The 11,994-nt window shown below is 70.8% G+C and carries 12 protein-coding genes and 1 riboswitch; of the genes, 8 read left to right on the top strand and 4 right to left on the bottom strand.

The features are described 5' to 3' along the window. Positions 1 to 228 precede the first annotated feature (228 nt). The 6 genes from HZZ10_RS19225 to metE all read left to right on the top strand — a co-directional run bounded on the left by HZZ10_RS19225 (position 229) and on the right by metE (position 6,567). Positions 229 to 894 carry a helix-turn-helix transcriptional regulator gene (locus HZZ10_RS19225; RefSeq protein WP_179912012.1) on the top strand — a complete coding sequence of 222 codons (666 nt, stop codon included), beginning with the start codon at positions 229 to 231 and terminating at the stop codon, positions 892 to 894. Between the two features lie 161 nt (positions 895 to 1,055). Continuing rightward, positions 1,056 to 1,622 (top strand): DUF2238 domain-containing protein, encoded by a 567-nt coding sequence (locus HZZ10_RS19960; protein ID WP_228086719.1) that lies wholly within the window; start codon positions 1,056 to 1,058, stop codon positions 1,620 to 1,622. Further along, positions 1,619 to 2,380 (top strand): glycosyltransferase family 2 protein, encoded by a 762-nt coding sequence (locus tag HZZ10_RS00465; protein ID WP_308507444.1) that lies wholly within the window; start codon positions 1,619 to 1,621, stop codon positions 2,378 to 2,380. Before HZZ10_RS19960 ends, HZZ10_RS00465 begins: the two co-directional genes overlap by 4 nt. Before the next feature lie 32 nt (positions 2,381 to 2,412). Continuing rightward, positions 2,413 to 2,952, top strand: coding sequence for a PH domain-containing protein (locus HZZ10_RS00460; RefSeq protein WP_056134809.1), 540 nt, complete (start codon positions 2,413 to 2,415; stop codon positions 2,950 to 2,952). A 66-nt stretch (positions 2,953 to 3,018) separates the two neighbouring features. Next, a riboswitch (SAM riboswitch) is annotated at positions 3,019 to 3,124 on the top strand. A gap of 6 nt (positions 3,125 to 3,130) precedes the next feature. Continuing rightward, positions 3,131 to 4,201, top strand: a complete 1,071-nt coding sequence (locus HZZ10_RS00455) for a methylenetetrahydrofolate reductase (protein ID WP_179912011.1) — start codon at positions 3,131 to 3,133, stop codon at positions 4,199 to 4,201. Between the two features lie 11 nt (positions 4,202 to 4,212). Then, positions 4,213 to 6,567, top strand: coding sequence for a 5-methyltetrahydropteroyltriglutamate--homocysteine S-methyltransferase (gene metE, locus HZZ10_RS00450; RefSeq protein WP_179912010.1), 2,355 nt, complete (start codon positions 4,213 to 4,215; stop codon positions 6,565 to 6,567). Positions 6,568 to 6,732: 165 nt separating this feature from the next. Here metE and HZZ10_RS00445 read toward each other — a convergent pair whose 3' ends face one another. Further along, positions 6,733 to 7,572: a MerR family transcriptional regulator gene (locus HZZ10_RS00445; protein ID WP_179912009.1), complete on the bottom strand. Its 840-nt coding sequence runs from the start codon at positions 7,570 to 7,572 to the stop codon at positions 6,733 to 6,735. A gap of 127 nt (positions 7,573 to 7,699) precedes the next feature. Here HZZ10_RS00445 and HZZ10_RS00440 point away from each other — a divergent pair, with 127 nt between their 5' ends. Both HZZ10_RS00440 and HZZ10_RS00435 read left to right on the top strand, forming a co-directional pair. Next, a complete protein-coding gene (locus HZZ10_RS00440; protein ID WP_056134799.1) occupies positions 7,700 to 8,584 on the top strand; it encodes a sugar phosphate isomerase/epimerase family protein in 885 nt (294 codons plus the stop codon). A gap of 147 nt (positions 8,585 to 8,731) precedes the next feature. Next, the gene (locus HZZ10_RS00435; RefSeq protein WP_179912008.1) at positions 8,732 to 9,496 is read left to right on the top strand and encodes a hypothetical protein; all 765 of its coding nucleotides are present in this window, start codon (positions 8,732 to 8,734) and stop codon (positions 9,494 to 9,496) included. Between the two features lie 112 nt (positions 9,497 to 9,608). Here the strand turns inward: HZZ10_RS00435 and HZZ10_RS00430 are convergent, their stop codons facing one another. The 3 genes from HZZ10_RS00430 to HZZ10_RS00420 are packed head-to-tail and all read right to left on the bottom strand — an operon-like array spanning position 9,609 to position 11,581. Further along, positions 9,609 to 10,874 (bottom strand): MFS transporter, encoded by a 1,266-nt coding sequence (locus HZZ10_RS00430; protein WP_218928286.1) that lies wholly within the window; start codon positions 10,872 to 10,874, stop codon positions 9,609 to 9,611. A 1-nt stretch (position 10,875) separates the two neighbouring features. Then, complete coding sequence (locus HZZ10_RS00425; protein WP_228086717.1) at positions 10,876 to 11,334, bottom strand: ester cyclase; 459 nt, start codon at positions 11,332 to 11,334, stop codon at positions 10,876 to 10,878. Between the two features lie 55 nt (positions 11,335 to 11,389). Then, positions 11,390 to 11,581, bottom strand: a complete 192-nt coding sequence (locus HZZ10_RS00420) for a Rid family hydrolase (RefSeq protein WP_056134794.1) — start codon at positions 11,579 to 11,581, stop codon at positions 11,390 to 11,392. Positions 11,582 to 11,994: the final 413 nt, after the last annotated feature.

Genomic DNA, 11,994 nt, shown 5'->3' with positions numbered 1-11,994 from the left:
TCGCTGCCAGGACCGGGTGCCCGCCGAGGGCCCTCGACCCGTTCTCCTGAGCCGCTGAGAGCCGCTGGGGGCGTGGGATACCCTCGGTCCAGAGACTGTGTCGGCGGAGGGGGGACAACCGTGTCACCGGGACACGATCCACTGCCCTCACCCGACGGCGTCCCACCGCCAGCCGGTGTGCTCCCGACTCTCGACGGTCCCCCCGGGTCGACCTTCTCAGGGTCCGGCGTGGAGACCCTCACGGCGACCCAGACCATCCTCGACCTGCTCTCCGAGCTCATCGCGACCTCGACCACCAGCCTGTGGGGCGCGCACCCCGGGGCCGGCTTCGGCGCAGACCACATCGACACGTGGTGGGGGCCGGTGTCCGAGATGGCCGGCCGCGACGTCGAGGTCCGCACGATGCTCCAGCACAGCACCCGCACCCAGACCGCCACGCAGAGCTATGCCGCGCTCGCCCTCCCCGCCGGGGTGCTGATCCGCACGGTCCCGATGATCCCCGCGCGCACCCTGATCTTCGACGGCGTCGTCGCGATGGCGACACGCTTCGTCGAGGGCCGCTCGGCCGGTGCCCTCGTGATCCACGAACCGGGGCTCGTCGCGTACCTGGAGCGCGGGTACGACGCCGAGTGGGCGCTCGCTCAGGACTTCCCGGCGCTCGTCGACGCCGAGGGGCGTCCTGTCGAGATCGACCAGACCGCACGGACCGTGCTCGCGCTGCTCGCCGACGGCCACAAGGACGAGGTCGTCGCCCGCCGGCTCGGGTGCTCGGTCCGCACGGCGCGCCGGCACATCTCCTCGCTCATGGAGCTGCTCGAGTCGGGCAGCCGGTTCCAGGCCGGGGCTCGAGCCGCCCAGGCCGGCCTGCTCGACCGAGACGCCCCGCTCGACTGACACGCTCAGGCGGCTGGCACGCTCAGCCTGACTGACACGCTCAGCCCGACCGACCGCTCCGCTCCTCAGGCACGCGGACCGGGCGTCGTCGAGGCCTCCCGCCAGCAGCGTCCACACGTCTCACCCGGCGCAGGACGGTCTCGCTGCCTAGAGTCGTCCGCGTGACCCCAGCCGACGCGCCCCCGCGGACCTCCCCCGCCGTCATCGCGGGGGACGTGGTCCGTGCGCTCGTCGCTGCGAGCATCGTCGTCGGCACTGTCCTCTACGGCCCTGTCGGCGCGGCGCTGCTGTCCCTCGTCCTGCTGGGCTCGGTCGTCCCGCGCGCCCTCGGCCTGCACGGCTACGGCGACCCCGCCCTCGGCCTGGTGCTCTCGGCTGCTGCGTGGTCCGGGCTCCTCGACCTCTACGAGGCGGTGCCGTGGCTCGACCTCGTGATGCACCTGGTCGCCACAGCGGCCCTCGCGGCGCTCGTCTGGCTCGTCCTTCGCCGCACAGGCGCTGTCTCCGGTCCCGGCGAGGAGTCGCTGCGCCGCCCGAGGCTCGGCGTCGTCGTCTCGGTGACGGGGCTCGGCTCCCTGCTGGCGCTGCTGTGGGAGATCGGCGAGTGGGCCGGCGCGACCTACGTCGACGGCTCGATCAACGTCGGCTACACGGACACTGTCTCCGACCTCGCCGTCGGCACCCTCGGGGCCCTCGTCGCAGGCCTCGTCCTCGCGAGGCGCTCGTGACCCGCCGGCCCGGTGCTGCGGACATCACCGTCGTGGTCCCCGCGCGGGACGACGCGGCGCACCTCGCGCGGTGCCTCGACGCGCTCGCACGCCAGTCGCACCCGCCCTTCGAGGTGGTCGTCGTCGACAACGCCTCGACCGACGCGACGGCCGAGGTCGCGCGGGCGGCCGGCGCTCGGGTCGTCCACGAGGACCGCGTCGGCATCCCGGCTGCGGCGTCTCGGGGCTACGACGCCGTCGAGGGCGGGATCATCGCGCGGTGCGACGCCGACAGCCTTCCCCCGGGCGACTGGCTCGCACGGATCGCGTCGGTCTTCGACGCCGACCCGACGCTCAGCGCGGTGACGGGCGCAGGGACCTTCTACGACCTCCCGCCCGTGCGCGGCCACCTCGCGCGCGTCTTCTACATGCGCGGGTACTTCTGGGGGATGCGCGCGGCCGTCGCGAACGTGCCGCTGTGGGGCTCGAACATGGCGCTGCGCGTCTCGGCGTGGCACGGCGTGAGGCACCTGGTGCACAGGGACGACCCGCAGGTGCACGACGACACCGACCTGAGCTTCCAGCTCGGCAGCTCGGCACGCGTCAGGTACGACCGCGCGCTGACCGTCGGGGTCTCCGGCAGGACCTTCCAGTCACCGGCGAGCCTGGCCCGCAGGTTCCGCTGGGCCCGACGCACCCTCGAGGTGAACTGGGCCGTCAGCCCGCCGTGGGAACGCTGGACGCACAGGATGCTCGATCCCGCTCCCGACCGGGGATAGTGCGGGCGGGCGAGCGGTGCGAAGATTCCGGCATGGGAATCCAGAGCACTCTCGCCGAGGGCGAGCACGTCGTCCTCAACCTCCGCACCCACGTCAAGGCGCTGTTCGGGGCGATCGCGCTCTTCGTCGTGCTCCTCGCGGCCGCGGTCGCCCTCGTCGTGCTGCTCCCGGAGAGCTCCGCGCGCGGCTGGATCCTGCTCGCGGGTGGTGTCGTGCTGCTCGTGGTGCTCGTCGGCTGGGTGCTGCTGCCCTTCCTGCGGTGGGTGACCTCGCGCTACACGGTGACCAACCGTCGGCTCATCACCCGCAGCGGCATCCTCACGCGCACGGGTCGGGACATCCCGCTCTACCGCATCAACGACGTGTCCTACGAGAAGAGCCTCACCGACCGCCTGCTCGGCTGCGGCACCCTCGTCATCTCGGACGCGACGGACAAGGCGGGGGTCACGCTGCACGACGTCCCGCGGGTCGAGCAGGTCCAGGTGGTCCTCCACGACCTGCTCTTCTCGGCTGACGACGGCTCGGACGACGGCGAGTTCCCGCCCCGCGAGCCGCGTCGCCGTCTTCGCTGACGAGACGCCCGTCTCACTCCTCGGGCAGAGCCTGGACCGCCTGGTGGATGCCGTCTAGATTCAGGGACACCATCCAGAGCGGTTGAGAGTCCTGGCTCGACGACACCGCAGCAACCCCCCACTATGGAAGCCTCCTGATGGGTGCGGGTGCTAACGCCAGGTCCGATGGAGTGAACTCATGACGGCTTCCGACGTCCCACCGACCCCCGCCGGGGGCGGCTCCGCGACCGCCCCGCCGGGGCGGCCCGCAGCGCGCCCGTCCCGGCAGCGCCCGACGATCTCCTTCGAGCTCATGCCGCCCCGCAACCCTGCCGCGGCGCCGAAGTTCTGGAGCACCGTCGACCACCTGATCGCCGCCAGGCCCGACTTCGTGTCGGTCACCTACGGCGCAGCAGGCGGAGACCGGACCACCGCGCAGACCGTCGTGAGGCGCATCCTCGAGCACGCCCCGGTGCTGCCGATCGCGCACCTCACCTGCGTCGGCGCCTCCCGCGACAACGTCGCCGAGGTGATCGACGAGTTCCTCGCCGAAGGAGTTCGCAGCTTCCTCGCGCTCCGCGGCGACCCCCCGCGCGACCAGCCCGACTGGGAGCCGCACCCCGAGGGCATCAACTCGAGCGACGAGCTCGTCGCGCTGCTCCGCGAGGTCGAGGCCCAGCGCTGCGCCGACGACCCCTCGTCCGCCCTGCGCTCGGCCGCCCGTCCGCTGACCATCGCCGTCGCGACCTTCCTCGACGGCAACGCGGCAGCCGGCACCACACGGTCGCAGGAGGTGCAGCGGCTGCTCGAGAAGCAGCAGGCCGGCGCCGACTTCGCGATCACCCAGCTGTTCTACGAGGCCGACAGCTATGTCGGCTTCGTGGACGAGGCCCGGCGCGCGGGAGTCACCCTCCCGATCCTCGCCGGCCTGCTCCCCATGACCGACCCGGCGCGCCTCGCCCGGGTCGAGACCCTCACGGGCGTCCCCGCCCCGAGGGCCCTCGTCCGCGACCTCGAGTCCCTCGCCGACCCCGCCGCGCGGCACGCCCGCGGCATCCGGGCGTCGGTCGAGCTGGCCGAGGCCGTCCTCGCAGCCGGAGCCCCGGGCCTGCACGTCTACACCTTCAACAAGCACGAAGCCGCACTAGACCTGCTCGAGGGCGTACACCTCGGCGGCGGACCAGCGCACCCGGCACCTGCCGACGCTGGTCCCGACCTGGCCAGCGGGCCGTGGGTCGGCGCATCCCAACCAACCGCAGCACTGATCTAGAGGGATGACCCATGACGACACGTACTGAGCTCAGCTCTGTCCAGCAGAACCCGACCTTTGTCACATTCCCGGCGGCGACCATCCTCGGCTACCCCCGCATCGGACCGCGCCGCGAGCTCAAGAAGGCCGTCGAGTCCTTCTGGGCCGGCCGCATCGACGCCGACCAGCTCGAGGAGACCGCAGCCTCCCTGCGCAAGGCGACCCGCGACCGTCTCGTGGCGCTGGGCCTCTCCGCGACCGACGGCGCCGTGCCCGAGACCTTCTCGTACTACGACCAGGTGCTCGACACCGCTGTGACCGTCGGGGCCGTCCCGCCCCGTTTCGCGACGGCCGACGGCGACCTCGCCGGGTACTTCCGTGCGGCGCGCGGCGAGGGCGACGACGCCCCGCTCGAGATGACCAAGTGGTTCGACACCAACTACCACTACCTCGTCCCCGAGATCGGGCCGTCGACGACCTTCCACCTCGCCTCCGACCGCGTGGTCCGACAGCTCACCGAGGCGCTGGCCGACGGCGTGACGACCCGGCCCGTCCTCGTGGGACCGGTGACCTTCCTGCTGCTGAGCAAGGCCGCCGACGACGCCCCCGCGGGCTTCGAGCCGCTCTCGCGCCTCGCAGACCTGCTCCCCGTCTACGTCGAGCTGCTCCGCGCACTCGCCGCTGCCGGGGCCACGTGGGTCCAGCTCGACGAGCCGGGCCTCGTGACCGACACGATCGACGTGCCGTTCGGTGAGGTCCTGACCGCGGTCACCGAGGCGTACAGGGTGCTCTCGACCGACCTCGCCCGCCCCGAGCGCCCGGCGATCCTGCTCGCCGCACCCTTCGGCGACCTCCAGGAGGCGCTGCCCGTCGTCGCCGGGACCGACGTCGAGGCCCTCGCGATCGACCTCGTCAAGGGATCTGCGCCCACCTCGCCCGTCCGCGGCCTCGAGACCAAGACCCTCGTCGCCGGGGTCGTCGACGGCCACAACATCTGGCGCGCCGACCTCTCCGCGAGGCTCGAGGTGCTCGAGGCCCTCGAGGGCCTCGGCGCCGGGGCAGTCGCCGTCGGCACGTCGACGTCGCTCCAGCACGTCCCGCACGACGTGGCCGACGAGCCCACGCTCGACCCGACCCTCGCGACGTGGCTCGCCTTCGCCGACCAGAAGGTCACCGAGGTCGTCACCCTCGCCGAGGGCCTGCGCGAGGGCCGCGAGGCCGTGCACACCGAGCTGCTCGCCGCGAGCGAGGCCGTGGCCTCGCGGGCCACAGCCGCCGGCGTGGCCGTGGCCGCGGTCCGCGAGCGCACAGCCGCGCTGACCGAGGGCGACTTCCACCGCGGTCCGGCGCAGGAGCGTCGCGACGCCCAGCAGGAGCGCCTGAACCTGCCGCTGCTGCCGTCGACCACGATCGGCTCGTTCCCGCAGACCGTCGAGATCCGCAAGGCGCGGGCCGCGCACGCCAAGGGGGAGCTGTCCCTCGAGGCCTACGAAGACGCGATGCGCGCAGAGATCCAGCAGGTCGTCGAGCTGCAGGAGCGCATCGGCATCGACGTGCTGGTGCACGGCGAGGCCGAGCGCAACGACATGGTGCAGTACTTCGCCGAGCTGCTCGACGGCTTCGCCGTGACGCAGAACGGCTGGGTCCAGTCCTACGGATCCCGCTGCACACGCCCGTCGATCTTGTGGGGAGACGTGTCGCGCCCGGCGCCGATGACCGTCCGCTGGACCGAGTACACGCAGTCGCTGACGTCCAAGCCCGTCAAGGGCATGCTCACCGGGCCGGTGACGATCATGGCCTGGTCCTTCGTCCGTGACGACATCCCGCTCGGCGAGACCGCCAACCAGATCGGTCTGGCCCTGCGCGACGAGATCGCCGACCTCGAGGCTGCGGGCATCGCGATCATCCAGGTCGACGAGCCCGCGCTGCGCGAGCTGCTGCCGCTGCGCCGCGCCGACCAGCCGGCGTACCTCGACTGGTCGGTCGGGTCCTTCACGCTGTCGACCGCGGGAGTCCGCCCGGACACCCAGATCCACACGCACCTGTGCTACTCGGAGTTCGGCGAGGTCATCGGCGCGATCGACGCCCTCGACGCCGACGTCACGTCGATCGAGGCGGCCCGCTCGCGGATGGAGATCTTGCCCGACCTCGCGCGCTCTGGGTTCTCCCGCGGGGTCGGTCCGGGTGTCTACGACATCCACTCGCCGCGCGTCCCGTCGCAGGAGGAGGTCACCGAGCTCCTCGAGCTCGCCGTGAAGTCCGTCGACCCGGCGCTGCTCTGGGTCAACCCGGACTGCGGTCTCAAGACCCGCGGCTACGCCGAGACGACCCCGTCCCTCGAGCACCTCGTGGGCGCGGCTGTCGCGGTACGCAACCAGCTGGGCTGATGGCAGCAGCGGTCGGCCGGCTGACAGCAGGAGCGTCGGCTGGCCGACCGCAACAGCGGTCGGCTGGCTGGCCGCAGGATCGGCTGGCTGCAGGAAGGGATCCTCTTGCAGCCAGCCAGCGGAGGGCCCGTCGTCAGACGGGCCCTCCGCCAGAGCGGCACCTCGTCAGGACGGGACGACCGCCAGGCAGACCTCGGTCACCCAGGCGCTCGGGTCAGGGTCCTGCGCCGGACCGACCCTGTAGATGTTGAACATCTCCCCTGTCGTCAGCCCGTGCTCGGCCACGTACGCGCCGAGCGCTCCCATGACGCCTGTCATCTGCTCGTAGCCGCCCAGCAGCGTCGCGGTGACGACGTCGCGGGCCGGCTGGACCCTGCAGCCGAGCGGGGCCACGGGGTCGAAGGGGCCGGTGACCTCGACCCACACCTCGACGTCGACGTCGCTCTCACGGAAGCCCTCGTCGTAGAACGTCGCACCGGCAGCACCGCCGGGGGCGAAGGGTGCCCCCGAGCGGCCGACGAGCGGCATGATCTCCTGCCACAGCAGCCCTTCGTCGGCATAGGTGGGGAGCCGGCGTCGCAGCGTCGCGAGCGTCGTCTCGGGCAGGTGGGTCGTGCGTACCTCGATGTTCTCGGTCATGCTGACCATCTCCTCCAGTGCGGGACCTACACGGTCGAGGGCGAGGAACCGCGCGTCCACCTGGTCCCGGTCCGCCTGGAGCTCCAGGCGGCGGGCGGCGATCGCGGCCTCGACCCTCGAAGGATCGCCGGCGACGTCGAGCAGCCGCGCGGTCGCCTCGATCGAGAAGCCCGCATCGCGCAGCAGCACGACCCGTCGGGCCTCGTCGAGCTGGGCGGGTGCGTAGTAGCGGTAGCCGGAGAACGGCTCCACCACGACTGGCGCCAGGAGACCGTGCTCCTGGTAGTGCCGCAGCATGCGCACGCTGATCCTCGACAGCGTCGAGAACACCCCGATGCGCAGCAGCCCGTCGTCTGGTCGATCCATGTCCACACCACACACCCTGACACCGTGGCAGAGACAAGACCAGAGACCTGCGGGTCCGCAAACACGTGACCTGCGCTCCCCCTCGTCTCACGTCGCGCGCCGAGGATGTCGCACTACTGTGGACTCCATGTCCTCCCCCACGGCAGACGGCACGTCTGCCACGAACGACCGCACCTCCCCGATCAAGGTCACGCTGTCGAGCGCCTCGGTGTACCCCCGCAAGGTGGCCTACGCCTTCGAGCTCGCCGCCGAGCTCGGGTACGACGGCATCGAGATCATGGTGTGGGGCGACTCGGTCACGCAGGACGACAACGCCCTCGCGCACCTGTCGCAGCAGCACGGTGTCGAGATCCGCAGCATCCACGCCCCGACTCTGCTCGTCAGCCAGAACGTGTGGGGCGGGCGTCCCGCACCCAAGCTCGCGAAGGCCGTCGACATGGCGCAGTCCCTCGGAGCCGGCACAGTCGTGGTGCACCCGCCCTTCGCGTGGCAGCGCAGCTACGCGCGGCAGTTCGTCGAGCAGGTCCGCCAGCTCTCCGAGGAGTCCGGGCTGACCCTCGCCGTCGAGAACATGTACCCGTGGCGGTCGAAGAACCGCGAGTACGGCGCGTACCTGCCGGGCTGGGACCCCTCCGAGCACTCCTACGACGCGGTGACCCTCGACCTCTCTCACGCGGCGACAGCCCGTCAGGACAGCCTCGAGATGGCCAAGGTCTTCGGCGACAGGTTGCGCCACGTCCACCTGGCCGACGGCAGCGGCTCGGGCAAGGACGAGCACCTGGTCCCCGGACGCGGGACGCAGCCCTGCCAGGAGCTGCTCACCCACCTCGCACGGACAGGCTGGGAGGGCGACGTCGTCGTCGAGATCGGGACCCGCAAGGCACGCACAGCGACCGAGCGACGTGACGATGTCGCCGCGTCGCTCGCCTTCGCCCGCACGCACCTGGCCCACGACGTCACCACCCTCGTGGACAGGCCCCCGACGCACCACCGCCCCAGCGACGCCTGGTAGGAGTCCGTCTACGACGGGCTCAGGACGAGCACGGGGACTGGTGCATGGGTACTTCTTCCCTAGCATCCAGGCCGTTCCCGGGCTGTTCTCCCCCTAGGGTGGGACCACCGTCAGACGGCGGACCCCACCGAGCTCGTTGGAGACCTGATGCGACCGATCACGCGCCCCACCACCCTCGCGGCCCTGTCGCTCGCAGCCGTCCTCACCCTCTCCGCGTGCAGCGGTGGTGACGACGAGTCGACCAGTCCGTCCTTCTCCGCAGCCGACGCCACCACAGACGGCGGCGAGGCGACCACGGAGGACGAGGCGACCGAGGACGTCGTCGAGGAGGAGCCGACCGAGGACCCGACCCCGACCGAGCTGGCCGTCGACTACGACGTCGCCGCCGTCGACTTCGGTGCGCCCGGCGCGGTCACCGGCCCCGGGACCCCGTTGACCAAGGGGCAGCCTGCGTGGCTCAACCAGACGGCGACCTACGGCGAGCAGGAGCTCACCGGACCGACGGCCGTGAGCGTGCTGGACGTGCGTGCTCTCGAGCCGTCGATCTTCGACCAGTACAGCAACGCCGAAGACTTCGCGGGGTACACCCCGTACGCGATCACCTTCCAGCAGCAGTGGTTCTACGACGTCCCTGCCGAGTACGACCCGACCACGCTGGACCTCTTCCCGATCAAGGAAGACGGCTCCGACGCCGAGTACCTCACAGGTCAGTTCGGCTTCGGCGCAGCCACCAACTCCTGCGGCCTCCAGCTGCCCGAGTACAACGAGGAGACCAAGACGCTCGTCTCCTGCATCATCGGCCTCAGCAAGGACCTGCCCGTCACGACCGCCAAGTACAACGGCGAGACGTACACGTCGATCATCGCCTCAGCCGACAACGCGTACTTCAACCAGCCGCTGTCCTGGGGCTGACGATCTCCGGCGCGCGACCGGACCCCCGGGTCGGTCGCGCGCCGGTCGCTGCGCCTGCGCGTCCAGGCTGCCTGGTGCTCCAGGCAGCCTGGACGCGCCAGCCGGCACGGTCTCACCTGGTGCGGGCTCGGGCCGCACCCAGCAGAGCGAGTGCTCCTGCCCCGGCAGCCAGAGCCGCCGCCGTCCACAGCGTCACGTCTGCACCGCCCGCGTCGTAGATGCGTCCGCCCGAGAACGCCCCGACCGCGATGCTGGCGTTGAACACCCCGGCCCAGAGGGCGTTGACGCTCTCCGCCTGGTCGGGAGCAGCACGAGACATCCCGGTCTGCGTGGTGACCGACACCCCACCGTAGAAGAACCCCCAGAGCACCATGAGCACCGCTGCAGACAGCACGGTCGAGACGAAGAACGGTGCACCGCCGAAGGTCAGCGCCAGCCCGGTCGCGAGGACCACGGCGACAGCGGTGGGCCTGCGCCCGACCCTCGGCCCGATGACGAAGTTGCTGAGGATCCCGAGCACCCCGAAGACCAAGAGCATGGTCCCGACGACGGTCGGGTCGAGGTCGGCGAGAGACTCGAGGGTAGGCCGCATGTAGGTGTATGCCGTGAAGTGGGCGGTAACCAGGAGAGCGGTCACGCCCAGCCCGTACCTCACGGCGCGCCGGCCCAGTGCTGCGGTCAGAGAGGCGCGCGGGGCGGCTCTGTCAGCAGACATCGACGGGAGGACGACCGCCAGGGCCACGACGAGCAGCAAGGAGACTGCCGAGAGGACCCAGAACGAGGCTCTCCACCCTGCGAGCGCACCGATGTAGGCCCCCGCCGGCACGCCCACCGCCGAGGCCACCGCCACCCCGCCGAAGACGATGGTCATCGCGACCCCGACGGACCGCGGCGCCACGAGGCGAGGGGCGAGGCTAGGAGCCATCGCCCACACCCCACCCATCCCTACCGCCAGGAGGACACGCGCAGCCGACATGACGGCAAAGCTCGTGGAGACCGCCGTGAGCGCGTTGGCGATCGCGACGACGAGCATCAGGACGACCATCGCCGTCCGCCGGTCGGTCCCCCGGACGAGCATCGGAGTCAGCGGCGCCATGGCTGCCGCGACGAGCCCGGTGATGGCGAGCGACAGGCCCACCGTCCCCTCGCTGGCCCCCAGACCCGTGCTGATCGGGGTGAGGAGACCGACAGGGGTCATCTCTGCGGCGACCACCACGAAGGTCGTGAGCCCGAGGAGGACGACAGCCGCCCACCTGTCCCGCGAGCCGCCTGTGTCTCCCGCGGCGGGAGGTCTCGTCAGCACAGCGTGGTGCCCGTCTCGTTCAGAGGCCTCAGCGGCCGGGGTCTGGCTCATGTCGTCCTCCGGTCTGGTGGCCACGTCACGGACGGTCCACCGCAGGGACCTCGAGCGTGGTGTGCCCGAGCTGCCGCATGAGGTCGGCGATGTCGAACCAGGCCGACCGCTCGACGATCATGTCGTCGTCGCCGAACCTGTCGATCCCGATCGCTGTGAAGTCGGCGCGCTGGCCCGAGGGCGGCAGTCCACGGAACGCTCCGGTCTGAGTGCCCTCGCACCTGACCCGCGTGACGACAAGATCGCCCTGCTCGACCTGCTCGACGACGTGGTCCTCCATGTCGGGGAAGGCGGTCCTGAAGGCTCGGACCCAGGTGCGGACACCGTCGGGGCCGTGCAGGTCGAACTGGGGCCACGAGAAGTCGGCCGCGAAGACGTGGTCGGCCAGCTCGGGGCGATCATTCGTGATGATCTCCTCGAACAAGATCGCGGCGCGCTCAGAGCGGCTCATGGTGGTGATCTCGCGTGCGAGGTCGTGGGTCATCTCTCCTCCAGAGGGTTGTTCTCACCAGACCTGGACCGGCTGGTCCACGCCGTCTTCAGACGACCGCGACCGCCTCGATCTCGACGCGCAGCCCCGGCAGCGCGAGGGCGGCCACCCCGACGAAGGAGCTCGCCGGCAGGCAGTCCTCGACGACCCACGCGTCCCGTACCTCGCGGACCGCTAGATATCCCTGGAACCGCCAGGCTCGGATGACGTGTGAGGGCAGGGGAGACAGACGTGGGTTCATGGTCGAGAGGCATGCGTCAGAGAGTAGGACCGCAGCGTCCGGTTGGCAACCGAACAGTTGGTTGGGGTGGTGTCGACGCCCTGCCACGGGTCCAGGCACGGCATTCTCACCACCGGAGATCGCGAAATTCAACCCCTTCTAAAACCATTCCGCGCGAGACCTTGGTCCCGGTGCAGCAAGGACCAGAGACAAAGAGCTGACGACAGAGGAAGTAGCGCTTCAGGTGACAAGAAGTCGCCTGAATGAACTCCTGCGGAAGTTGTTGCACGGGTGTTTTATGAGGGTTATGGTCAACCCAACCAAACGGTTGCCAAGGGGATTGCCGTCGAGATCAGCAGCCCCCGTACCCAGAGGAGCCTGTGATGTCCCACATCTCTCACGTCGACACAGCACACCCGCCGTCGGTCTCTCAG

This window comes from Sanguibacter inulinus, from assembly GCF_013415325.1.
Taxonomy (GTDB): domain Bacteria; phylum Actinomycetota; class Actinomycetes; order Actinomycetales; family Cellulomonadaceae; genus Sanguibacter; species Sanguibacter inulinus.
This window is presented reverse-complemented; position numbering and strand designations above follow the sequence as displayed.